The organism is Paenibacillus monticola (genome assembly GCF_009664975.1).
Classification (GTDB): Bacteria; Bacillota; Bacilli; order Paenibacillales; family Paenibacillaceae; genus Paenibacillus_AQ; species Paenibacillus_AQ monticola.
Genome location: NZ_WJXB01000001.1, coordinates 194,703 through 217,927, shown reverse-complemented (window position 1 = coordinate 217,927; position 23,225 = coordinate 194,703). Strand labels below are relative to the sequence as shown.

The 23,225-nt window shown below is 45.6% G+C and carries 22 protein-coding genes; 5 read left to right on the top strand and 17 right to left on the bottom strand.

Annotated features, from left to right (window positions below):
• Positions 1–82 precede the first annotated feature (82 nt).
• The 3 genes from GJB61_RS00970 to thpR all read right to left on the bottom strand — a co-directional run bounded on the left by GJB61_RS00970 (position 83) and on the right by thpR (position 2,425).
• Positions 83–766 (bottom strand): metal-dependent hydrolase, encoded by a 684-nt coding sequence (locus tag GJB61_RS00970; RefSeq protein WP_154116255.1) that lies wholly within the window; start codon positions 764–766, stop codon positions 83–85.
• A gap of 72 nt (positions 767–838) precedes the next feature.
• Positions 839–1,738: a cell wall hydrolase gene (locus tag GJB61_RS00965; protein WP_154116253.1), complete on the bottom strand. Its 900-nt coding sequence runs from the start codon at positions 1,736–1,738 to the stop codon at positions 839–841.
• 81 nt (positions 1,739–1,819) lie between these two features.
• Positions 1,820–2,425 (bottom strand): RNA 2',3'-cyclic phosphodiesterase, encoded by a 606-nt coding sequence (thpR, locus tag GJB61_RS00960; RefSeq protein WP_229521394.1) that lies wholly within the window; start codon positions 2,423–2,425, stop codon positions 1,820–1,822.
• Positions 2,426–2,513: 88 nt separating this feature from the next.
• On the opposite strand from thpR, the gene GJB61_RS00955 reads away from it, so the two are divergent.
• Complete coding sequence (locus GJB61_RS00955) at positions 2,514–3,470, top strand: D-2-hydroxyacid dehydrogenase (protein ID WP_154116249.1); 957 nt, start codon at positions 2,514–2,516, stop codon at positions 3,468–3,470.
• Positions 3,471–3,543: 73 nt separating this feature from the next.
• On the opposite strand, the gene GJB61_RS00950 is transcribed toward GJB61_RS00955, so the two are convergent.
• Positions 3,544–5,319: a methyl-accepting chemotaxis protein gene (locus GJB61_RS00950; protein WP_154116247.1), complete on the bottom strand. Its 1,776-nt coding sequence runs from the start codon at positions 5,317–5,319 to the stop codon at positions 3,544–3,546.
• Positions 5,320–5,494: 175 nt separating this feature from the next.
• Positions 5,495–6,904: a deoxyguanosinetriphosphate triphosphohydrolase family protein gene (locus GJB61_RS00945; RefSeq protein WP_154116245.1), complete on the bottom strand. Its 1,410-nt coding sequence runs from the start codon at positions 6,902–6,904 to the stop codon at positions 5,495–5,497.
• Positions 6,905–7,061: 157 nt separating this feature from the next.
• Here GJB61_RS00945 and GJB61_RS00940 point away from each other — a divergent pair, with 157 nt between their 5' ends.
• Positions 7,062–7,817 (top strand): polysaccharide deacetylase family protein, encoded by a 756-nt coding sequence (locus GJB61_RS00940; RefSeq protein WP_154116244.1) that lies wholly within the window; start codon positions 7,062–7,064, stop codon positions 7,815–7,817.
• A gap of 129 nt (positions 7,818–7,946) precedes the next feature.
• Complete coding sequence (locus tag GJB61_RS00935) at positions 7,947–8,918, top strand: substrate-binding domain-containing protein (protein ID WP_154116242.1); 972 nt, start codon at positions 7,947–7,949, stop codon at positions 8,916–8,918.
• An 80-nt stretch (positions 8,919–8,998) separates the two neighbouring features.
• Here the strand turns inward: GJB61_RS00935 and modB are convergent, their stop codons facing one another.
• The 10 genes from modB to GJB61_RS00885 form a co-directional block, all read right to left on the bottom strand.
• Positions 8,999–9,661 carry a molybdate ABC transporter permease subunit gene (modB, locus tag GJB61_RS00930; RefSeq protein WP_154116240.1) on the bottom strand — a complete coding sequence of 221 codons (663 nt, stop codon included), beginning with the start codon at positions 9,659–9,661 and terminating at the stop codon, positions 8,999–9,001.
• A 46-nt stretch (positions 9,662–9,707) separates the two neighbouring features.
• Positions 9,708–10,499 (bottom strand): molybdate ABC transporter substrate-binding protein, encoded by a 792-nt coding sequence (modA, locus tag GJB61_RS00925; RefSeq protein ID WP_420819720.1) that lies wholly within the window; start codon positions 10,497–10,499, stop codon positions 9,708–9,710.
• Positions 10,500–10,675: 176 nt separating this feature from the next.
• Positions 10,676–11,569 carry an ABC transporter permease gene (locus GJB61_RS00920; RefSeq protein ID WP_154116236.1) on the bottom strand — a complete coding sequence of 298 codons (894 nt, stop codon included), beginning with the start codon at positions 11,567–11,569 and terminating at the stop codon, positions 10,676–10,678.
• An 11-nt stretch (positions 11,570–11,580) separates the two neighbouring features.
• On the bottom strand, positions 11,581–12,585 hold the full coding sequence (locus GJB61_RS00915; protein ID WP_154116234.1) for an ABC transporter permease: 1,005 nt from the start codon (positions 12,583–12,585) through the stop codon (positions 11,581–11,583).
• 163 nt (positions 12,586–12,748) lie between these two features.
• Positions 12,749–14,410, bottom strand: a complete 1,662-nt coding sequence (locus tag GJB61_RS00910; protein WP_154116232.1) for an ABC transporter substrate-binding protein — start codon at positions 14,408–14,410, stop codon at positions 12,749–12,751.
• A 112-nt stretch (positions 14,411–14,522) separates the two neighbouring features.
• A complete protein-coding gene (locus GJB61_RS00905) occupies positions 14,523–15,515 on the bottom strand; it encodes an ABC transporter ATP-binding protein (RefSeq protein WP_154116230.1) in 993 nt (330 codons plus the stop codon).
• A complete protein-coding gene (locus GJB61_RS00900) occupies positions 15,512–16,501 on the bottom strand; it encodes an ABC transporter ATP-binding protein (protein ID WP_154116227.1) in 990 nt (329 codons plus the stop codon). Before GJB61_RS00900 ends, GJB61_RS00905 begins: the two co-directional genes overlap by 4 nt.
• Positions 16,502–16,753: 252 nt before the next feature.
• Positions 16,754–17,719 (bottom strand): helix-turn-helix transcriptional regulator, encoded by a 966-nt coding sequence (locus tag GJB61_RS00895; RefSeq protein WP_154116225.1) that lies wholly within the window; start codon positions 17,717–17,719, stop codon positions 16,754–16,756.
• Between the two features lie 220 nt (positions 17,720–17,939).
• Positions 17,940–18,647: a hypothetical protein gene (locus GJB61_RS00890; RefSeq protein WP_154116223.1), complete on the bottom strand. Its 708-nt coding sequence runs from the start codon at positions 18,645–18,647 to the stop codon at positions 17,940–17,942.
• Between the two features lie 194 nt (positions 18,648–18,841).
• Positions 18,842–19,522 (bottom strand): M50 family metallopeptidase, encoded by a 681-nt coding sequence (locus GJB61_RS00885; RefSeq protein ID WP_154116221.1) that lies wholly within the window; start codon positions 19,520–19,522, stop codon positions 18,842–18,844.
• Between the two features lie 149 nt (positions 19,523–19,671).
• On the opposite strand from GJB61_RS00885, the gene GJB61_RS00880 reads away from it, so the two are divergent.
• Both GJB61_RS00880 and GJB61_RS00875 read left to right on the top strand, forming a co-directional pair.
• Complete coding sequence (locus tag GJB61_RS00880) at positions 19,672–20,160, top strand: coiled-coil domain-containing protein (RefSeq protein ID WP_154116219.1); 489 nt, start codon at positions 19,672–19,674, stop codon at positions 20,158–20,160.
• Between the two features lie 27 nt (positions 20,161–20,187).
• A complete protein-coding gene (locus GJB61_RS00875; protein ID WP_154116217.1) occupies positions 20,188–20,892 on the top strand; it encodes an AIM24 family protein in 705 nt (234 codons plus the stop codon).
• An 80-nt stretch (positions 20,893–20,972) separates the two neighbouring features.
• Here the strand turns inward: GJB61_RS00875 and GJB61_RS00870 are convergent, their stop codons facing one another.
• Positions 20,973–21,428, bottom strand: coding sequence for a Dps family protein (locus tag GJB61_RS00870; RefSeq protein WP_154116215.1), 456 nt, complete (start codon positions 21,426–21,428; stop codon positions 20,973–20,975).
• A gap of 228 nt (positions 21,429–21,656) precedes the next feature.
• Positions 21,657–23,135, bottom strand: a complete 1,479-nt coding sequence (locus tag GJB61_RS00865; protein ID WP_154116214.1) for a potassium/proton antiporter — start codon at positions 23,133–23,135, stop codon at positions 21,657–21,659.
• Between the last annotated feature and the right edge of the window lie 90 nt (positions 23,136–23,225).

Here is a 23,225-nt window from a genome sequence, read left to right as displayed (position 1 = left end):
ATTAACGGCTACATTAATGCTGGATTTATACGATATTGTCTCTACGCGTGGAGCAAGAAATCCCTGCCCACCCCTATTCACATTAGACTTCTATACTCTCCCCCGCCTTAAGCGGGAAGCCTTCGATTCCCTCCTGCTTCAGCCGGTCACAGAAATCCGCACCATCCTGGGCAATAGCCGGGAACGTATTATAGTGCAACGGAATAACTTTCTCCGCCCGCAGCCAGCGTGCAGCCAGCAAAGCATCATCAGGTCCCATGGTCAGCATATCGCCGATAGGCAAGGCTGCAATATCAATGGCATTCCTTTCTCCAATCAGACGCAAATCCCCGAATAATGCCGTATCACCGGAGTGAAATAAAGTCTTGCCGTCCATCGTCAACAGAATGCCCGCAGGCTGTCCACCGTAAATCCAGAATTCGCCCTCTTGAATAGAAGAAGAATGAAAGGCTTGCGTATATTTGACGGTAATGGTGCCATAAGTATGACTGCCGCCTATATTCATATGCTTCACCTTCGCACCCTTAGCCTGGCAATAGTCCGCAAGCTCATAGACAGCAAATATTGGACAATCGTTACGCTTGGCGATCTCTAGAGCATCTCCGAAATGGTCGGAGTGAGCATGAGTAAGCAGAACGGCATCTACAGAAATCTCTTCAGGCGAAATACCAGAATTCGGATTCCCTGACAAGAAAGGATCAATAATAACTTTGGCACTCTCTGTCTCCACTAGCAGAGCTGAGTGGCCGTAATAGGTGATTTTCATAACTGCTGTTCCCTCCTGATTCATATAGTTTAGTTTACCCTATATATAGCTGAGGTTAACAGATTCGTCAAATCATTTATAAAAAGTATGATCCCCGATCGTCTTGGCATACTCCCGCGAATTCTTCACTGTAAGATCCTGGGCTAGCTTTAGCGACAGAAAGAAATAAGTGTCGTCAGTGACTTCTTTTACTCCGGAGAGTGCAGCATTCACTGCCTTGATACTATCCCCATTGGGCTTCACCCGTTCAAAGCGTCCGTTCGCTACAGGACTGAACTGGCTTTTTTGAAAGATTACTTTGTATATCGTGTCGGGAAAATTGGCTGACCGCAGCCTATTCAGAACAACGTTGGCGACTGCCACCTTGCCCTGGTACGGTTCGCCTTCCGCCTCTGCCATTACAATCTTCTGCAGCAGAAGCAGGTCTTCTTCGGATACTGCGTATTTCCAGGTGGCCTGACTTTGCTGGTCCTGGCTTAATAGCTTCGTCCGGGAGAAGAATAATATTGCGGGGGGGTGTTGCTGTGTGATTATGGCCTTTTTGACAACGGCCTGCTTCACTTTTGTTGCTATCGCTGTCTGTTTCAGCACCTTCTGCGCTGCTAGCGAAGGTGTGATTACAGCAGCCTTCACGTGAACACTTGCAGGTTGTGCAGTAGTTGCTTGCGTAAGCTGGGTGCGGCTGACCCATTCCGTTTTTTGGTCCGGCTTCCAGGCGGGACTAAGATGAGTGGCTATGTTAGTAAGACTAGAATGAACGGTACTATTTATCTTCGTCCCACTAGATAACGCTACGTGTGGAACAAGAGCAAGCACGGAAGCCCGACCGGCTGACTGCAACTTAGCCATTTGTACCTTTTGCAGCTTCCCCTCCGTGACTTGTCCAGGATGTAGCAAGCTTATAGCAGAGAAACACACTAGGATCACGCCAACAAGCAGCGCAATGCAGCGGTTTTGTTTGAAAATTAACATTTTATTCCTCCTATTTTACGGCACATTCCTATTTGTATGTAACCGAAAATGGAAGCTTTGAAAACTTTCCTGTCGATTTTTTTAGAAAAATGATATGTTTTCAATAATTTCATACATAGGAATGGCATGCATCATGGTAGCATACACCATAATACTATCAATCGTCCAGTAATGGCCTGTAAGTCCAGGCTCCGCCTCAACCTCCTGCCTATGCAAGTCTTGAAGCCAGTCAGCACTAAAAGGATTATCGCCACGATATTTTCGAGCCAGAGTAAGATGGGGATTATAGTCCCTCGCTTCGGCCTTAAATCCTAAGGGAAGCGTAGCCAAAGTTATTTTCTGCTGCAGCTGTTTCAGCTCGTCCATATTCCCGGAAAGACCCGCCCACAATACCCGCGGAGCAGCCGGAACACCAAATGTCCCCCACTCCTGCAACGCCAATTCGAAGGGCGTACTTTCCGCAGCCACCTGCTTCAGCACCTTGATTAGAGCAGGAATATCCTCCACAGGGGTGTCACCCAGAAATTGCAGCGTAATATGATAATCCTCAGGAAATGTCCATTTGGCAAAGCGCAATTGCTGTGACAAGCGGTTACTGATGCGTCCCATAGCCTCACGAATCTCGGCGGGTATTCTAATCGCAATGAATAGACGCTCAGTTTGGTTGGCAGACTTCTTCATTTCCATCTCCATTTCACCTTTCCGGGCAGATTTGTTATTCTTAAACTTATACATTGTCCACATTCATTAAATAGTATAACGGGAGGGAAACATCTTGACTAAATCCATCATCTATTTTCATCCACTAACATTCGAGCAGCAAGAGAGTATTAGAGCCGTTGCCCCAGGTTATACACTACTAGAGGGAAACTCCAAGAATCCTGATCTGCAGCAACTTGGAGAGGCGGAAATTGTCATCGGCTGGGCAAAAGGCATCAGCGATACACTGCTGCGCCCAGATTCAGCATTCCGCTGGTTGCAGACCTGGTCTGCCGGAATTGAGAAGCTACCGCTTGAACGATTGGCAGAACGGGGCATTCTCTTAACCAACGCTACTGGAGTTCATGCGGAGCCTATCTCGGCAGTGATCTTTGGCTTCATGCTGCTCTTTACACGGAACCTGCATATAGCCGTTCGCAATCAACAGAATCGCCTGTGGCACTCAGACGGCAGTGAAAGTGAGCTCTCCGACAAAACAGTCGTTATAGCCGGCACTGGAGCCATTGGCAGTGAAACAGCCCGAATTGCCAAAGCCTTTCGGATGAAGACGATCGGTGTCAGCCGTTCAGGCCATCCAGTGGCTGATTTTGACCAAGTATTCACCACCGATCATATACAGGAAGCCGTTAGTCAGGGTGACTTCATTATCAACTCACTCCCGCTTACCGATGAGACACAACATTTGTTTAATGCCAGCATCTTCTCCGCCTTTAAGCAGGGGTCTTATTATATTAACATCGGCCGGGGCGATACCACCAATACAGAAGACCTGATTGCAGCTCTACACAGCGGACATCTCCGTGGAGCAGGGCTGGATGTATTTGAGACGGAGCCTCTACCGCAGGATCATCCTCTCTGGGCCATGGAGCAGGTTATCATCACTCCCCACTGCGCTGGGGTTACAGACCGCTATGCTGAGCGGGTTGTCGATATTTTTATCCACAACATGAAATCTTATGTAGAGACAGGTTCACCCTCACGTAATTTGATTGATTACAGCCGCCAGTATTAAATTCTTCTATTTTGAAAAATGGGGTGTCCCAGTAGCCATTAATCGGCTAACTGGGATACCCCATTCCTTTACTTCACACTTGAAAGCGTGTTACAGATTCCTTCAGCTCTCCAGATAACTTCTTCAGATACTCAATGGCTGCGGCCACTTCACTCGTGGAGTGAACCTGCTCTTGGATAGAGGCGGCGGTTTCCTCTACTGCTGCTGCAGATTGCTGAGATAACGCCGAGATGTGCTGGCTGAACTCATTCATGGATTCACTGGACCCCGTCATCTGCTGGAGATCATTACTCATCGTTTCGATCGTTGCTGCCATCCCCTGAACCGATTGGTTAATTTCGGCTAAAGCTTCCCCTGTTTCAACAATTTGACGGCTGCCTTCCTCTGTCTTCTTGACCCCTTCACGCAATGATCTAACCACTTCCTGCGAGTCCTGCTGAATGCCTTGCGTAATCCCGGTAATCTCCGAAACGGTCCGCTGCACATCCTCCGACAGCTTGCGAACCTCCGTGGCTACAACTGCGAAGCCACGACCGCTCTCCCCGGCTCTCGCCGCTTCAATAGCGGCATTAATCGCCAGCAAATGGGTTTGCTCGGAAATGCTGCGAATGGAACCTACCAACCGGAATATCCCTTCATTCTTACGATTCAGCTCTTGTACATTCTCCATCGATTTCGATACTACTTGTGAAATTTGCCCCATCTTGGCCACTGAGCTTTCCATTAATACTTGGCCATGGTCACCCTTAAGCAGTACCTGCTGGGAATGAAGCGTAAGCTCATTTCCTTTATTGGCAAAAGCTTCTATCAGCATATTCAGATCTTCTATGGCTTTGGAAGCATCTACAGCCGCTTCGGCCTGACTTCCAGCGGCGGTTGCTAATTCTTCCATAGTAGCAGCGATCTGAATGCCACCTTCCTTCGTTTCCGATATCGAACCCACCAACGTTTCACTCTGATCACCAATGATTTGTGAGACATTTCGGATACGATTTACAATTTCCAACAGAGCTCTGTTCATTTCGTTCACGGTCTTGGCCAACAATCCGACCTCATCCTGATTAGCGATAAAAGTATCCTCAGCGGTCAAATCACCTCCGGCAATTCGCTGTAAATGCCCGGTTACTCTTTTGAGGGGAGAGATCAAATTACGGCGAATGAAACTATTGATCACTCCAATAACTAGTAGAACCAGTGCAATTATTATAATGATCAGTGTAAGAGAAGTATGGAAAATGCGAACTGACATTTCGCCCTTGGCCGCAGCCTCATCCTGACTCTTCTTAACCAGCGCCACCAGGTCGGTCTGCATTGAATTAAAGGCGGATATCCCCTTATTGGATACTTCCAGCGCCAGCTCATCATCATTCGAGGTACTCAGCTTGATTGCCTGATTGTTAATGTTCAAGAATTCAGTCCATTTAGCGCTCAGAGATTGAAATTGCTGCTTCTGAGCTTCTATTCCCAGTGTTTGCGAATAGCTCTTCATGGTATCTGCTACCTTACGGATATACTGATTCCGTTCCTCATCCAGCTTCTCTTTCTCCGCCTGATCGGAGCTTTGGATATGCTGCATACTAATAGACATGATATGCTCGGTGTAATAATTCAGATTGTGGATTCTGTCCAGGGCAGGGATCATCTGGCTGACGAGATCATCCGTATTCTTCTGCATGCCATTCATTTGGTAAATTGAAGTTAATCCGGAAAGCAAAAATAAGAGCGCCAATACGGCATAGCTGGCGGCCATCTTGAAGCTAATACTTTGTCTGCTGTTCTGTACCACGTTTGTAAATTTTCCTCCGAACCTCTTGCCAGCAGAGTTCTTAACTCCCGGACTTTTATTCATATGTACGCCCCCCTAGCCTTTTCAAAAACATTTCATATTTTTCCATAGTGTTACTTTTCATTTTCATAAATAAGCAAAAAAAAAGATGCAGTTGCCCATCCTTCAAGCGTTCCAGCACCGGCGTTGCCCTCTTTATCACACCTATAGCAAGCGGCCGGGCTGTGCTCAGAACTAACTAATCCAAATCGTAAATCGAACCCACCTTCAGACCGTATAGCTCATTGTAGATTTTTTCGGCAAAAGAATCCGTCATACCAGCGATATAATCAATCACCATATGCTCCCAGGTCCAGATCGGCTTGATCTGCTTCTGGTCCTTCTCAAAACGCTGCAGCCAATCTGAAGGAATGATCGCCTTTGAGGTATCCGGATCAAGGAAAGCTGCCCATAACCGGCGCAAAATCCACTCGCTTCTCTTCTGCAGCCGCTGAACACGCAAATCACGGATCATCGTAACCCAGGCAAAGCTTTTCAGTACACTTACCGTCCGCAGCATATCCTCGTCTTCTTGGCCTTCCTTAATAAAAGTGACCTTCTTCCAATCCCCATCCGGAATAACGCCAAGGCTGGCAACAAAGGTACTCACCCAATAAGCCTTAACTTCACGGCGGGTCCGGGAATAATCATTTTCACAGGTTGGCATCTTCTCCTCCCAGACTCGAAGGAACGAACTTAACACCTCTGCAACTTTAGCGTGGATGCCCTCTTCCTTCCAGTCCTTCCAAAAGAAATCTTCCAGCGTCGTGATCTTCTCCACAACTAACCGCTGGGTGTAGGGATCATTCATAAAGTGCTCGTGTACCTCAATCTTACCTGCCTTTATGCCATCTTCCAGATCATGTGCTGAATAGGCAATATCATCGCACAGATCCATAAGCTGGGCTTCCAGTGTCTTCTTACCGGCAGGGATGCCCCATTGATTACGGATGTCTGAGATATAGTTCCATTCATGCAGATACATACCTTTTTTGAGCACGGTGCCGGGAAAAGGGTATTTGTTAATCCCCAGCAGCACAGCATCAGACAGGTTGAGTCCGTCAATATTCTCACGTTTCTCCAGGAACATAATCAGACGGAAGTTGTGAGCGTTGCCCTCAAAATGCTCATACCGCCGCTTCATATTCTCATGAATCAACTGTCGTTGCACCGGACCCGCATTTGCCCGCTTAGCTTCCTCATTCGTCTTATCTTCGATGAGCTGCTGCAGAATGCTGTCGAGCACCTCTTCCCCTTTATGCCCGAACGGCGGATGGCCGAAATCATGGGCAATAGCCGCACATTCCACCACCTCAGTATCAATAACAAGACCGGGATTCTCAGCCTGCCCTGTTTCTACCTCCGGGTAGGAACGCAGCAAGCTTTTGGCCGCCTCGCGAGCAATCTGCGCTACCTCCAAGGAATGGGTAAGGCGCGTCCGGTAATAGTCCCCGGTTCCTGCACCAAACACCTGTGATTTCCCCTGCAGCCGACGAAAGGTCGGCGAATGAATCAGACGCGAATAATCGCGTTCATAGGCGGCTCTTGACGTTTCTAGCCGAGTAATCTCCGGGTATTGCCTGTGCTCTCTTTTCTCAATAAGTGTCATTTCTTTGCTGCCCCTATTCATTATGCTGTATTAGTGTTAATTATAAGTCATTTTCATATAAACTTTCACGCTTTAATGAATTTGTTCTTTAGAATGCTCCTCTATGAATATTTCATCCGGCCTTTAGAGCATTCTAAAGTAAAAAACAGGTGAACCCATGAAACCATGTACCAGAATTATAAGTGTGACACTTATGCTCCTCTTAGGCTTTACTACTTCTATTTCTGCCCAAAGCAGTCCCCATGAGAAAAACCGTTTCTATTATGAACAGCGAGGGGATATGATCTGGGAAGTACATACTAACCAAAAGGTAATTGCCCTTACTTTCGACGATGGCCCGGACCCCTCCGAGACTGACCAGATTCTCAAGGTACTGCATGAATACCATGCGAAATGCACTTTTTTTGCCATTGGAAAAAGAATAGCAGCTTATCCGGACGTGGCCAAACGAGTGGTCGCCGAGGGGCATGAATTAGCTAACCATACCTATAACCATATTTATTTTAAAAAGCCTATTACCGAGCAGCAAATCCAGCAGGAGCTGGCGCTCACAGAGAATGAAATTATCAAGATTTCCGGCAAACCAAGCGCTTTGTTTCGACCGCCGGGCGGCATGTACGATGAGACCTTAATAGATGTATCCAACGGTATGGGCTTAAAGCCAGTTCTGTGGTCTTGGCATCAGGATACGCATGACTGGAATCGTCCAGGGGTATACAGCATCTCCACAAAAGTTATTCAAAATGCACATAATGGCGACATCGTGCTGTTTCACGATCATGTCCATGGACAGTCGCAGACCCGACAAGCTCTCCAGATTATTTTGCCTGAATTAGAAAAAAAGGGCTTCCGATTTGTAACGGTTTCGGAAATGATCAGATTATCCAATACCCAACAAGTGGACATGTATTAAGTTGAGCTAAACTCGGCCCCTCCTAGGTCTTCTGTAATTGCACAGGACCACAAAATAAGGTAGGCTTGTGCTAGTATGACACTCACTTGAAGTGCTGCTGCAGTAGTCAATACCTAGGAGGATTCATCCATGTCTGAGAACACATCTTTTACGACCGAAGAAATTGCCCGATTGTTGAAAATATCCAAATTGAAAGTATATGATCTGATCAAAAAAGGCGAGTTGCCCTCTTACCGTGTCGGCAAACAGATGCGTGTCGATCTCTCCGATCTGGAGGCCTATAAACAGAATTCACGGAGTGAAACTTCTACTAATATCATGAATGCTAATCCAAGCCATCCGGTCGTTCAGCAGCTTTTCCCGCATTCTATGGCGTCTCAAGCCAAAGCAGCTGGACGAAATATTGTGATTACTGGTCAGGATATGTCGTTGGATATTCTAGCCACACACCTGGAGCGCAGTCTACCCTCTACCCGTCCTCTTCGTTCTTACGCTGGCAGTCTAGACAGCTTAATTGCCATGTACCAAGGCGAATCGGATATCGTCAGTACGCATCTTTTGGATGGAGATACGGGAGAATACAATTTGCCTTATATCCGCAAGCTGCTGGTTGGCTTCTCCTACATCGTTGTTCACATGCTTGCTCGGAGCGCCGGATTTTATGTGCAGAAGGGAAACCCGAAGGGCATTACGAAATGGTCTGATCTGAAGCAGGAAGGACTTACATTAATCAACAGGGAGCGTGGGTCTGGTGCACGGGTGCTTCTAGATGAACAGCTACGACTGCATGGCATTCAATCAGCAAGCCTGACCGGTTATTTCACCGAGGAGAATAGCCATTTTGCAGTAGCGGGAAAAGTCGCTAGAGGCGAGGCTGATGTGGGTATCGGCACAGAAAAGGCCGCCAAAATAATCGACGGTATTGAATTCATCCCCCTGATTCAGGAGCGTTATGATCTCGTTATGGTCAAAAAAACCGGTCAAGAGCAATGGATCCATGCGGTTATTGATATCCTTCGTTCGTCAGCCTTCCAGAATGAGCTTGGCTCCATCCATGGTTATGACCTCAGCGATACGGGAAAAGTCATTTTCGAGACCTGAAGTACTCATCCAATAAAAAGCCCCAGCTTGCCAAGGTTCAGAGGCAAAGCTGGGGCTTTCCTATTCATCTAGTTAAATAATTAAGAATGACGGTTTATGAACATTAGCATGACGGCCGAGATAACAATAATGGAACACACCCACATCCAGGCTAAAGTCATGTTACCGCCATCGACTGCAACATAGATAGCTGTAGGTACCGTCTGTGTTCGGCCTGGAATATTACCGGCCACCATAATGGTAGCTCCAAATTCCCCTAATCCGCGAGCAAAGCCCAGCACATAACCAGCAGCCAACGATCGGCCAGCCAAAGGAATAGTTACATAACGCAGTACCTGTAGCTCACTGGCTCCTTGTGCACGCGCAGCATCCTCAAGATCCTTCTCAACCCCCTCGAATCCGGCTTTAACGGTGCGGTATACGAGGGGAAAGGCTACGACGACTGCCGCAATAACGGCTGCACCCCATGTAAACAGAATGGTCTGCTCCGTAAACTGCTCATACAGCTTGCCAATCCAACTACGGCGGCCTAGGATAACTAGTAATACAAACCCTACGACCGTCGGTGGCAAGACCAGAGGCAGCAGCAGCACCGTTTCCACCAGACTTCTGCCAGGGAACTTTTTGTTTGCCATCGCTCTGGCTGCAGCTGCTGCCAAGATGAACACAATTATGCTGGTAATCACTGAGATCTTGACCGACAACCAAACCGGGGCAAAAAATTCGGTCCAATTGATGTCCATATACCTTCAACCCGCTTATGTGAGAATTTAGTAGTGAAATTAGTAGTTAAGGAAGCAAAAATCCGTAGCTTGTAAAGATATCGCTTGCTGTTTTAGTTTGAACATAACTGTAGAACGCCTTTGCGGCTGACAGATTCTTGGTATCCTTAACCACTCCAGCCGGATAATTAATAGCTTTATGTGCATAAGAGCCTATAGTTAGGGCAATTTTCACTTTATTAGAGGTAAGCGCATCTGTCTTATATACGAAGCCTGCATCAGCATTTCCCGTCTCTACATAGGAGAGAACCGCACGAACATCCTTAGCGAATATCAGCTTGCTTTGCAGTGTATCCCACACCTTCTTGGTTGTCAATGATTGCTGAGCATATTGACCTGCGGGTACTGATTCCGGTTGACCGACAGCGACTTTTTTGAATGTTTTATCCGTAAGCTGTGTAATAGTCGTAATCTTACTTTTTGACTCGGAAGGAACGACCAGTACGAGTTGATTTTTGAGCAGCATCTTGTGATCCGCAATCAATCCAGCATCTACCAGAGCATTCATCTGCTTATCTCCTGCTGAGAAGAAGAGATCCGCTGGAGCCCCTTGTTCAATTTGCTTCTGCAATGTGCCGGATGCGCCATAATTAAAGACGAGGTCGATATCAGGATGCTGCTTCTCATACAGCACCGCTATCTTGTCGAGGCTGTCTTGCAGACTTGCTGCAGCAGATACTATGATCTCTGTCTTCTTGGTTGCCGCTTCCACATTCCCCTGAGGTACCGATGTTAAACCCACTGCCAATAGGATGGCGATCGCAAGCAATCCTGTTGCCCATTTCTTGAACATTTCCATTCCTCCCAATAATTTTATCTATATGTTTAGAAGTCATTCTAGCATATACTTTTTCATTTTTCTATACTTTTAGTTATGTTTGTTTATAATTAGTTATTAATGGACATATTCAGAATTTATAAACATAAAAAATAACCCTTTCAGCAATTTCTTGCTGAAAGGGTTATCTGCAAATTCTAATTCTTCATCCGTGGGTCCAGTACATCACGCAGACCGTCACCCATCAGATTAAAGCCCAGCACTGTCAACATAATGGACAGACCTGGAAAGATCACCGTCCAAGGAGCCTTTTGGATAAACTGACGAGAGTCTGAGAGCATCTTGCCCCATTCGGGATCAGGAGGCTGGGCACCCAGACCCAGGAACCCAAGTGCGGCTGCTTCAATGATCGCTGTTGCGATACCTAACGTACCCTGCACGATAATTGGCGTTAGACTGTTGGGCAGAATATGGGTGACCAGAATACGGGTATTTGTCATTCCAATAGCTCTCGCCGCCGTAATATATTCTTCAGATTTCAAGCTGAGTACCTTGGCACGTACAAGACGTCCATAGGTCGGAATATTAACGATGGCAATGGCGTACAACGCATTCTGCAGAGATGGACCCAGAATAGCTACAATAGCTATAGCTAGCAGTATGCTCGGAAACGCCAGTAGAATATCGAACAGGCGAGAAATCAGCATATCAATCCATTTACCATAGAAACCGGCCAGAATACCAAGAATGGTACCCACAAAAATGGAAGCGATAACCGAGAAGAATCCAACCCAGAGCGAAATTCGTGCGCCATACATCACACGGGTGAACAGATCTCTTCCGAGATCATCTGTACCGAACCAATGCGCAGAAGAAGGTGGCTTCAACCGGTTAACCAGCACCTGTTCCTTGAAACCATAAGGTGCAATCAATGGTGCAAAAATTGCAATCAATACAAAAAATACAATAATGTAAAGTCCGACCATTGCCGTCTTGTTCTTGCGAAAGGCCTTCCACGCATCGCGCCAAGGACTGGATACCTTTTCGGCAGGTACATTCGGAGGAGTTACATTTATTGCTGTCTGTGCCATAGGTTCACCCCTCACTTGTAGTTGATGCGCGGATCTATAGCGGCATACATAAGATCCACAAGCAGATTGATAAAGACAAAGATAAACGCAATGATCAGAATACCTGTCTGAATGACAGGGTAGTCACGCGAGCTGATCGCTTCAAATATATACCGTCCCACGCCCGGCCAAGCAAAGATCGTTTCAGTCAGCACAGCACCACCAAGCAGCGCCCCCGTCTGCAAACCAACCACGGTCAGCACGGGAATCAGCGCATTCTTCAGCGCATGCTTGTACACAACCAGAAATTGCGACAAGCCTTTGGCTTTTGCCGTACGGATATAATCGGAGTTCATGACTTCCAGCATGCTGGAGCGAGTCATCCGGGCAATGATGGCCATAGGAATCGTCCCCAGAGCAATACTTGGCAGGATCAAATGCTTAATGACTATCCATAGCTGATCCCAGCGTCCCGCCAATAGGCTGTCAAGAACATAGAGGTTAGTGATAGTCTCGATTGGGTTACGCTGGTCCATCCTTCCTATAGAAGGCAGCCAATGCAGCTTTAATGCGAATATCAATTGTTCCATTAGACCAAGCCAGAAGATCGGCATGGATACTCCAATTAGAGCGATAATCATCGCGGTATAGTCAAACCATGAGTTTTGCCTCCAGGCGCTCAGAATACCTGCATTCACCCCTACGAAAGTGGCAAACAGCATACTGGCTGCCGTCAGTTCAAGAGTAGCCGCTAAATATGGCATAATTTCTTTGGCAATTGGCGTTTTGGTACGGATCGATGTACCAAGATCACCGTGTAGCAATTCACCCATATAGTTAAAATACTGTTGCAGCCATGGCTTGTCGAGACCCAGTTGTTCCCGCAACGCCTGCTTGGACTGCTCCGTAGCCTTTTGACCGAGGATCGTCTCTGCCGGATCGCCAGGAATGGCATGAATGATAGAGAAGACGATAATCGTCATCCCGATTAATACGGGAATTAGTACCATAACACGTTTTAATAGGTAGGAGTTCAAGTTGGCTCACCTTCCAAAGGTGTAATTATAAAACAGCTCCACAAAGTGGAGCTTATGCTTTAAAGCTTATTTCAACTACTTATGCTAGGACCCCAATTTTCGATAAACAACATACTTGCCGCCGCTATTAGCGGCGGCAAGAGAAAATATATTATACATAAGACTATTCGAAGTAAACCTCACTGTAGTATTCCGTACCTGTCGGTCCAGGAACGAAACCTTTCAGATTAGCTTTAGCAGCTAGAAGCGGTGTAGTATGCACTAATGGAATCCACGGTGCATCCTCTTTGATAATAACCTGTGCTTGCTTATACAGATCGGACCGCTTGGTTTGATCGGTTTCCTTCTGTGCATTGATCAGAATGGTATGCAGCTCTTCATTGGCATAGAATGCACGGTTGTTACCAGGAATTGCATCCTTATCCAGCAAAGTATACAAGAAGTTATCCGGGTCGCCATTATCACCAGTCCAGCCGAGCATGAAGATATCATCCTTCTCGCCAGCCTTTGTATCATCCAGGTAAGTAGCCCATTCTGGAGATTCGATAACGGTTTTGACGCCGATTTTCTCCCAATCTGCTTGAATGGCTTCCGCTACCTTCTTACCATCAGGCATATAAGGACGGGATACTGGCATTGCGTACAGTGTTACAGTATCTGGCAGACCATCAGGGTAACCAGCTTCTGCTAGCAGCGCCTTCGCTTTGTCCAGATCAAAATCATAGTCCTTCACGCTGTCGTTGTAGCCCCATAGGGATGGCGGCATTGGGTTAACAGCAGCCGTTGCCTGTCCTGCAAAGAAAGCATCAATGATAGCTTGTTTGTTTACGGCATAATTAAGTGCTTGTCTTACTTTCACATTATCAAAAGGTTTCTTCTTGAAGTTAAAGCCGAGATACGCAACATTGAACGGTGGACGTTCAATTTTTTGCAATTCAGTGTTTCCTTCGAGAGTGGACAGATCATCCGGACTTAAATCCTCCATCAAGTCGATTTCACCGTTCTGCAGAGCATTAAAGCGAGCCGAGTTATCAGGAATGGAACGTACGATAACCTTATTCAGCTTAGGAAGTCCTTCTTTCCAGTAGGTAGCGTTCTTGTCCAGCGTAATGGAATCATTACGTTTCCATTCCTTGAAGACGAACGGTCCTGTTCCTACGGGTTCATTCTTGAAGTTCTCTTTCTTCTCTTTAATTGCTGTCGGGCTGGCAATACCAAAAGAAGTCATAGCGATGTTCTGCAGGAAAGGCGCCTGCGGTTGGTTCAGGATAAATTGTACTGTAGTTGCGTCAACTGCCTTTACTTCTTTAATGACACGGCTACCATCAGGTCCGAACATAGAATCAAAGTAGTCGAAAGAATCGCCTTCAAATTTGAATTCGCTCTTCGGGTCACTCCAACGCTGGAAGTTGAATACTACTGCTTCAGCATTTAGGTCAGTTCCATCATGAAACTTCACACCTGGATGCAGTTTGAATGTGTAGGTCAAGCCATCTGGAGTAACTTCCCAACTATCCGCAAGGGAAGCTTGTACTTCAGAAGTACCTGGTTTGTACTCCAAAAGGGAGTCGAATACTTGATGAGCAATCTTCAAAGATTCACCATCGGTAACGATAGCAGGATCGAGTGAAGCAGAATCCCCACCACGACCTACAATTAATGTATCCTGAGCAGTTGCCTCAGGTGAGCTCTCCGGTGCAGTCGTTGCTGCTGTATTTGTTCCCGCAGTCGCTTCTGTGTTTGCGTTGTTGTTTCCTCCGCAACCGCTTAAGGCCAATACTGCACTTAGCACCATTACCAGTGAAAGACTACTCCATTTCTTCATCTCTAGAAAACTCCCTTCTTCTATTAGAAATATAAAAACGTTTATTTGGAGCAGCGCCAGAGCACTGCGATAAACCAAGGCAAATATCAGGGTCCTACTACTTAATGATTAATTAAGCCAACAATGTCTTAACTTCCCCCTCATATAAATGGCAGGCAGTCAAATGTCCAGGTTCAGTTTCCAGCAGAGCAGGTCTTAGATTCCGACATACATCCATCACCCGGGGACAACGCGTGTTAAACGCACAGCCGACTGGTGCATTTGAAGGACTTGGCACCTCACCTTGCAGAATAATCCGTTCCTTGCGAATATCCGGGTCCGGTTCTGGCACAGCCGACAATAGTGCTTGTGTATAGGGATGAAGTGGATGAGAATACAACTTATCCTTGTCGGTAATCTCAACGATTCTACCCAAATACATAACCGCAACCCGATCGCATATATGCTTCACTACGCTGAGATCATGGGCAATAAATATATAGGTTAGGCCGAATTCACTCTGCAGATCCTGCATCAGGTTAATTACCTGAGATTGGATAGATACATCAAGCGCAGACACTGGCTCATCCGCAATAATTAGCTTTGGTTGCAGCGCCAGGGCTCTGGCTATCCCGATCCGCTGACGCTGTCCGCCCGAGAATTGATGCGGATAACGCTGCAGATGCACCTTCGCTAAACCAACTACATCTGCAAGCCGCTCTACAGCGGCACGACGTTCTTTGGCATTGCCTACGCCATGAACAATCAACGGTTCTTCCAGAATACGTTGTACGGTATTGCGTGGATCAAGTGAGGAGAACGGGTCCTGAAATACAATCTGCATCTCGCGACGTCGTTTGCGCATCTCTTCCATAGACAGCTTTGTAATATCTTGTCCCTCAAACCAGATTTCTCCGGCCGTTGGCTCAATCAGACGCAACAGTGAACGGCCTGTTGTAGATTTACCACAACCACTTTCTCCTACCAGACCAAAGGTCTCCCCTTTGTTTACCGAGAAAGTTATATCATCCACTGCCTTAACGAATCCTTGAGCTTTATTAAAAAAACTTTTGTTGATCGGATAATACTTTTTGAGGCTCTTGACCTCTAGCAGGCTCTCACTCATACCGCGTCCTCCTGTTGACTTTCATGCAGCCAGCATCTGCAGCTGTGACGTTCCTCCTGCAGGGTCAGCTGAGGAAGAGATTGATGACATATATCCATAGCGTGTGCACATCGTGGTGCGAAGCGACAGCCTTGCATATCTTTACTGAGGATAGGCACATTGCCTGGGATGGAATACAGCCGTTCCCGGGTCTCTTCCATTCTTGGAACAGACTCTATTAGTCCTCTTGTATAGGGGTGAAGCGGATTTTTGAATATATCATGCACGCTGCCTTCTTCAACAACCTTACCAGCATACATAACAGCGACACGGTGGCACATTTCCGCCACAACTCCAAGATCGTGAGTAATCATCATTACCGCAGTTCCCTGCTCTTCGTTCAGACGGCGAATGAGATCCAGAATCTGTGCCTGAATGGTTACGTCGAGTGCCGTCGTTGGTTCATCAGCAATTAGCAGTTCAGGATTACAGGAGATCGACATCGCGATCATGACCCGCTGGCGCATACCTCCCGATAACTGATGAGGATATTCATCAATGATGGCTTCAGGTCGTGGAATACCTACTTTACGCAACATTTCCACCGCATGCTCACGCGCTTCTTTTTTGGACATCCCACGATGCAAACGCACTGTTTCTATAATTTGTTGCCCTACAGTAAACAATGGATTAAGCGAAGTCATCGGTTCCTGAAAAATCATAGAGACCGAGTCACCACGAATTTTGCGCATTTCTTTTTCCTTAAGCGGTACGATATCCTTGCCTTTAAAAAGAATACGGCCACTTACTATTTTGCCCGGTGGATTGGGAACCAGCTTTAATATCGATAGGGAAGTGACACTTTTGCCGCAACCCGATTCTCCAACAATACCTAGTACCTCTCCAGGATTAATATAAAGATCGACGCCATCAACCGCCGGAACCTCACCGCGGTCGGTAAAGAAATGGGTGTGCAGATCTTCAATCTTCAGAATTGGCTGGATCAAGATGAACCCTCTCTTCTATTTAAAAATTGAACTAGGGTCAAATGCCACAAAAGAAAATCTCTCCTATAACAGAGAGATATATTGACTCGAACCTAACATCTAATGATAATAATAACGATTTAAAGCAACAAAGTTGTTATTTAATGTATAACTTACTATATAAATCAGGGATGCACAAGAGCGATTTATCACAATAGCTAACACTATCGATTTTATGTGATTTATTTCTACTAGAATAAAAGTAAGATAATGTTATTTATATAACATAATCCATTTCTCCAACTGATTCCTCAACGCTTCCCTGTAGTATGAGGGCTCGATGATCTCTGCTTCCTCTTCAAATCTCATAATCCACCGGATGAAGCTTATATCCTGATCAATAGCTACCTTAAAATGAATATGCCTCGCCTGACGATCCACCTTATTCGGCTTGATGGCCATTTCCTCATCCTTAATTCTATCCATCATTCGTTCGGAAAACCTGATTTTAAACTCTATCTGCAGGCTATCCCGATCCAAAGACCATTTCTGCTTCATAAAGGCCTGCAAATCAAACTGCTTCTTGGAAAACCAGCGATTCAAGGGCTTCACACTCGAAAAAGCATTAAGATGAAAAGTTCGAATAACACCAAAATGATGACAGAAGCCGATGAGATGAAACCGATTCTCCAATGGAACCAGACAATAAGGGTCAATCTTAATCCCTTTCTCTTCATAAGCGTTTTCACTATAATCCACCTGAATACTCTTTTGTTTCAGCGCCGCTGCCAGAATGGCAGTCAGAAAGGGTGGCTGCTCCACCTGGGAGCTGCTTCTTTCCAGCCAGATCGTCCCTGCTTCTCTTTTGGCACTCTCCATCTTTTCTTCCCGTTCAGCCTTGTGTTTGTATTCGCTCGCCAGTACTTTTTCATAGGCACTTTCAAAATCCATGGGCAATAAAGGTTTGATATCTTTCATAATGTTGAGAAGTTGTGAAAATGCTATGGCCTCATCTTCTGACCAGTCCAAAGGATAAAGTGCGAAATTCCCAATAAAAGCGTAACCTTTTCCATGTCCCAAATGGGTAATAGGAATATGCATTGCACTAAGTGCATCCATATCCCGGTATATCGTTCTCTCACTGTTGCCGCAGCGTTCGGCTAATTCACGCGCCAGTATTCCTGGTTTGGCTTGAACTAGCGTAATGATGCGCATCAATCGGATTAATCGGTCTGTCATATTCAATTCTCCTTGATATATGGTAAAATAGGCCCATTATTTTACGAAAAACTAGTCTTTTATATCTATGACTAGTGGTTTAAAAACCGAGATTTACAAAAATATAATAGAACTATTTTACTATATTACCATAATTAGAAGTCACATTTTCCGCTGTTCACTTTTTCATACTGATGAAAATTGTGATCATATGTATAATTCTAATTTTCGTTTTTATGCATCACATGAGACCCATTCTATATGATATTTGTCCAACGGCTATATCGTCTCTATGAAGTACAAATTCGCTTTGCCGATATAGTATTTCTGCTTCTTTTAGTAATAAATGATCTCCTGAACGTACCGCTAATAGCAACAGCTTATCAGCATGGCGACGGAGATGCTCATGGGCTGGTAGGAGTTGTCCCTTTTTCCGCAGCTCTACTGCGTCTTCGAGCACCTTTTTTGTCTTCAATAATTCCATATGCTTCTCCACATAAAAGCTGTTGGAGTCTTCCAGTACACTTGTATGATGAGTGTATTCCAAACCTAATTTTTGTACGGGCAGTTCTCGTATTCGTTCTCCCTGCCGCTGTTTATATTGCCACTGCAGCCAGAGGGCTTCATATCTGCCGGCAGGCATAGCAGCCAATGCAAATTCCAACACCACATAATTACGTTGTCCAGATTGTAACTTACCCAATTTGAGCAACAGCGAACGCCCTTCCCCAGCTTCTACGTTACAGCCATAACTCTGGGTGAACTTTACATGGGGTTCAAACCAAATTCTCAGCTCAATTTCACGTGCAACTACCTTACGGCTTCTTTTCTGAGATTCTTCTATTGCAGTGACACCCTTCCATTCGACAAGCAAAGCTATACTTTGGGCTCCACCTGCAAAAATACGCTCTTTACTCCATGTAAATATGGGCTGGATACTTGCTTGCATATTTCCACCTCTTTCTTTTTTTGGGTCTTCTATTAATGTACCAATATTGGCGGACAACTCCTTGTCATGGAATATACGTTCGGTTCTATAATATCGACAAAAAAAGAGCCAACCTACTAAAAAAGTAGACTGCCTCTTGGGGTTAAATGCCGTTTTGTCTGATTTTGACGAAACATTGACTGTAATTCTATCTATTAGCTCTGCTGAGCTCGCCTCTTATCCCCTTTGAAGAAGAATCCCAGTGCCCACTTGGCGCACAACAAAGAGATACCAAAAAACAATAAGGTCCATACTACGGCTGGCAGCGGTGTAAGCCTCGCAAGATTACTAGCATCTCCGGCACGGTCTGGTGATATTAACGCTAAAGATAGTAAATATAGAGTACCTGTTACAGACTCTTCCAGTGTCAGAAAGGCCAGCAAGAGGTAATAGTATTTGCTAACCTTTTTCCAGAAGACTACCATCGCAACATTCAATGCAATAAAACCACTTAACCAAAGAACGCCGAAGCTACCACGCACATATAGCAGCAGCATAAGTACCGCCACTCCGGTAGCAAGCACCAGTCCCCATTGATGCCGGCCTTTGGCATATAAATAGAATAGCAACAGTGAAAATAATGAGGCCAGTGGATAGCCAGCCAATGATACTAATATCGCCCTTCCACCCGCTTGAATCGCCGAATACGTCACACCACTATGATTAGCGTACAGCTCTATGCGCAGAACTTTACCCGAAAGCAGCAAAGTAACCAACGCATGACCAAATTCATGGATCATCGTATCCAGATTGCGAAACAAGGACGAAAAAGGAATGAATCTCGTCAAAAGCGCTGATCCGGCCAGAAATAATATTGTTTTGAGCCATTTATTCATAACAACTATCCCCTCTCGTCCAAAGTATACGATATTTCATGGCCTTTGCTCAATTCTGTAAGAAGATTGTTCTTAGCCATAAACTGTCGGACGCTGTCAAGCTATGATAAAATAAGGGTAATATAAGCCTATACTAGGTGGTGAGTCTAATGAAAGAAAATAGATGTCGCAAGTTCATGAAACTATTAGGTTCGGCCCTGCTTCTGCTCGGGATATCGGCTGCCCTTCCGGTGCCTGCAGCCCACGCTAATTATTTCAATGATATATATAATGGACTGCAAAAGTTCTCGGAGCTACCAAGTGACGTGAATCAATTACAGGAAAGTTACCGGCAGACAACAGAAGAACTGCAGCAGACCAAAGACGAGCTTGGGAATACACAAGATCAATTAGGTGAAACGCTACAAGAGATGGATACGTATCGTACCCAGAATGCCGCCTTGCAGGAACAGAATCTTCAATTGACTAAGGTGGTTGATGAATTACGAGATGACCGTACGGCTCGTGAATCTTATTTGCACAAAATCAAGATAACCGTGTTTACGGGAATAGGTCTTGTACTTGGTTATTTTATTTTGACACGACTGGTTCGTTTCGGTATGCGGCATCGTTCTAGAAGAGGAGATCGTCTGCGGTAATTTGGGTAACTACAAGGGGGATTGAGTATGAACGTCGATATCCAAGATGAAGGAGATAGCGGCAGTGGACAAGCCGTAGCCTTCACAATAGGAGAGAATGAAGAGGTTCATGTACTGCATCCACAGCAGATTATTGCGTATCAGGGTCCCTCATCTGGACGGGCAGATAGACTAATGGATGTAAAAGGCATGTACCGCAAGCGCAAGCTGATTCGTTCCGATCTGTCTGGTCCTTGTCGGTTCGTCGCAGCCCTCCCCCCAGGATATCGCATAAAGACTCTGCAAATGGATGGGAAAAGCGATCTGCTCTACGACTTCAGGCATCTTTTCTTCTATAGCAAAGGTATCACTATGCAGACACGGGTGTTGAGTATGAAAAATATGTTCATCACCAGAGATATTATCAAGGTTAAATTCTCTGGCCATGGCACTATCGGCATACTGACTGAGGGAACTGTGTGTGAAGCAGAGCTTGATCCCTTAGAGCCGCTTTATGTAGATGCCGGCAGTGTAGTTGCTTATCCAGAGAATGCCCAGCTTGAACTTACTGTGTACGGCAACCATCTAGCCAGCCAGCATATGAGCTATCACTGGAAAATGACTGGGCATGGATATGTACTGTTTCAGGCAGGCAGGCAGAGTCGTCGCTTTGAACGGGACAATAATGAGGATGGGATTATCAAGCGCTTTTTGCGTGAAGCCTTGCCCTTTGGGGGCGTATTTATTAAATAACCATTGTGCTGATATTCGCTAAAAAGCAAGTCCCCTTACCGGAGACTTGCTTTTTTTTCTGTCAGAACTGAAATTCTGTCTTAGCCTTGGAAGGCATTTAACATCCAGACATGTTTCTCAACACTACTTCTAATGCCAATTAACAAATCAGCAGTCGGCTGGTCACTCAGTTGTTCCGCAGCTGTGATTACACCTTGTAGTTCCTCAGCAACAGTAGTAAAGTCCTTAACCAATTCAGTCACCATCGCCTTAGCATCTTCGCCACCGCGTGCTTCCTGCAGCTCGGAAAGAGCCAAATATTGCGTCATACTAGAAGCTGGTTGCCCGCCAATAGCCAGTAAGCGCTCAGCCAAAACATCAACATAACCGGTAGCTTCATTGTAGAGTTCTTCAAATTTGGCATGTAGTGTAAAGAACTGTGACCCGCTAACATACCAATGATAGTGGTGCAGCTTTACGTAGAGTAATGACCAGTTCGCTGTCTGGCGATTCAAAGCAGCATGCAGTTCTGTCTGGCTTTTCAATTGTGTACTCATTAATAAAACCTCCCGGAGAATAGTTTGTTGTTATGTTATATTATATTTAGACTCGTTCTAAATCTATATATAATTTAACATAAGATCATCCTTTTTGCAATCTATTGCAAAAATTTTGTTGTTGCAAATTCTAGCATAGCTTTCTTTCCTTTTATAACCTGTTAGTAACGTCACATTTATCGAAATGCACCCATATTGTAACAAATCACCTGGCTGTGGAAGGAACTATTACATTGTGGTGATATCCGCCTCCGCAACCTTACCCTTGGCGCTCCGAAAGAATGCCTTCATCTCTTCGCGCTTAGCTTTAGGGCTGAGCACGTATACAGTATCACCCTTCATAATCACTGTGCTTCCGTGTGGGGTCACAATATTTCTATTTCGTATAATCGCCGTAAACAGAATATCGTCTGGCAATCCTATTGCCGCGATCTGCATACCGGCAATCGGCATATGTGACTCGATTTCGATATGATTGAATTCAGAGTCCGTCTGACACAATGCTACCAGTTCCATAAGAGAAGGCTGCGCTTCGTTTTCCTGTCCGACTAACTTTAACCGGGAAGCCAACGGTGATATCGTGGTTCCCTGTATAACAGCTGAGGTTAGCACAACAAAGAAGACCACATTGAAGAATAAACGCCCGTGTGCAAGGCCAGCAAGCAAGGGATAGGTAGCCAGTACAATTGGAACCGCTCCACGAAGACCCGCCCAGGAGAGCAGTGTTTTTTCACGAAAGTTGAATTTGGCAAAATACAGACTTACAAAGACTCCGATAGGTCTGGCTACAGCCATTAATATGACAGATAGCAACAGTCCTTGCCAGGCAATACTCGCTAGCTCTTGCGGAAACACTAGTAAGCCCAGCAAAACGAACATGAAAATCTGCATCATCCAGGCAAAGCCATGGTTAAAATTCATAATAGTACGGTGATACATCAGCTCGGTATTGCCGAGCGTAAGGCCCATAACATAAACGGCAAGCAGGCCGCTGCTGTGTACTGTTGCTGCTAAACCGTAGGTCAACACGGCAAAACCGATTGCCATTACCGGATACAGACCAGAGGAATCCAGATTGATTTTATTGATCATATACGCAGCCACTTTACCGAGCAATATACCCAACAATAATCCGATGCCCATTTCCCACACAAAAGAAAAAAACAGCCTCCATAAAGCCATATCAGGATGCTGAATCCATTCGATCAATGAAACGGTTAAAAATACCGCCATAGGATCATTACTGCCAGACTCTGCCTCAAGCGTTGAGGTTAGGCGTTTATCAATGTTTTTGCCACCAAGTACTGAAAAGACTGCTGCCGCGTCCGTTGAACCCACTATTGCGCCAAACAGAAAGCTTTCTGCCCAAGGCACACCAAGCACAAGCTTGGCGAATCCCCCTACAATGGCGGTCGTCAGCAAGACACCTATTGTGGATAAGGATAAGGCTGGCCGGATCACGGGGCGAATTTCCTTTATACTCGTCTGCATTCCTCCCTCAAACAGAATAACAACCAGCGCGAAAATTCCGATGATCTGTGTTAAAGAAGCATTATTAAAATAAATAAAACGGCTTAGTACCATCCCAGCGGCAATAAAAAGCACCAATGCTGGCATGCCAAAACGGGTTGAAAATTTGGTGGAGAGCACGCCTACGAGCAGCAGTGCGGCCAGCAATAAAATAACATTGTCCGCAAGTTGAGTCATAAGTTAGATTCACGCCTTTCTTGTACATTGTTATTATTACCCTTATTCAATTCCTTTTAAAATAAAACGGCTTCGATTCTTACTCCTTAG

What these genes read in the sequence shown, in the direction of transcription:
- GJB61_RS00890 (WP_154116223.1), bottom strand. Translation starts at nt 18,647, where the DNA reads ATGCAAGCAAGTATCCAGCCCATATTTACATGGAGTAAAGAGCGTATT.
- modA (WP_420819720.1), bottom strand. Translation starts at nt 10,499, where the DNA reads ATGGAAATGTTCAAGAAATGGGCAACAGGATTGCTTGCGATCGCCATC.
- GJB61_RS00945 (WP_154116245.1), bottom strand. Translation starts at nt 6,904, where the DNA reads ATGACACTTATTGAGAAAAGAGAGCACAGGCAATACCCGGAGATTACT.
- GJB61_RS00910 (WP_154116232.1), bottom strand. Translation starts at nt 14,410, where the DNA reads ATGAAGAAATGGAGTAGTCTTTCACTGGTAATGGTGCTAAGTGCAGTA.
- GJB61_RS00885 (WP_154116221.1), bottom strand. Translation starts at nt 19,522, where the DNA reads ATGAATAAATGGCTCAAAACAATATTATTTCTGGCCGGATCAGCGCTT.
- GJB61_RS00970 (WP_154116255.1), bottom strand. Translation starts at nt 766, where the DNA reads ATGAAAATCACCTATTACGGCCACTCAGCTCTGCTAGTGGAGACAGAG.
- GJB61_RS00880 (WP_154116219.1), top strand. Translation starts at nt 19,672, where the DNA reads ATGAAAGAAAATAGATGTCGCAAGTTCATGAAACTATTAGGTTCGGCC.
- GJB61_RS00950 (WP_154116247.1), bottom strand. Translation starts at nt 5,319, where the DNA reads ATGAATAAAAGTCCGGGAGTTAAGAACTCTGCTGGCAAGAGGTTCGGA.
- GJB61_RS00895 (WP_154116225.1), bottom strand. Translation starts at nt 17,719, where the DNA reads ATGACAGACCGATTAATCCGATTGATGCGCATCATTACGCTAGTTCAA.
- GJB61_RS00965 (WP_154116253.1), bottom strand. Translation starts at nt 1,738, where the DNA reads ATGTTAATTTTCAAACAAAACCGCTGCATTGCGCTGCTTGTTGGCGTG.
- GJB61_RS00905 (WP_154116230.1), bottom strand. Translation starts at nt 15,515, where the DNA reads ATGAGTGAGAGCCTGCTAGAGGTCAAGAGCCTCAAAAAGTATTATCCG.
- GJB61_RS00920 (WP_154116236.1), bottom strand. Translation starts at nt 11,569, where the DNA reads ATGGCACAGACAGCAATAAATGTAACTCCTCCGAATGTACCTGCCGAA.
- GJB61_RS00940 (WP_154116244.1), top strand. Translation starts at nt 7,062, where the DNA reads ATGAAACCATGTACCAGAATTATAAGTGTGACACTTATGCTCCTCTTA.
- thpR (WP_229521394.1), bottom strand. Translation starts at nt 2,425, where the DNA reads ATGGAAATGAAGAAGTCTGCCAACCAAACTGAGCGTCTATTCATTGCG.
- GJB61_RS00875 (WP_154116217.1), top strand. Translation starts at nt 20,188, where the DNA reads ATGAACGTCGATATCCAAGATGAAGGAGATAGCGGCAGTGGACAAGCC.
- GJB61_RS00935 (WP_154116242.1), top strand. Translation starts at nt 7,947, where the DNA reads ATGTCTGAGAACACATCTTTTACGACCGAAGAAATTGCCCGATTGTTG.
- GJB61_RS00870 (WP_154116215.1), bottom strand. Translation starts at nt 21,428, where the DNA reads ATGAGTACACAATTGAAAAGCCAGACAGAACTGCATGCTGCTTTGAAT.
- modB (WP_154116240.1), bottom strand. Translation starts at nt 9,661, where the DNA reads ATGGACATCAATTGGACCGAATTTTTTGCCCCGGTTTGGTTGTCGGTC.
- GJB61_RS00865 (WP_154116214.1), bottom strand. Translation starts at nt 23,135, where the DNA reads ATGACTCAACTTGCGGACAATGTTATTTTATTGCTGGCCGCACTGCTG.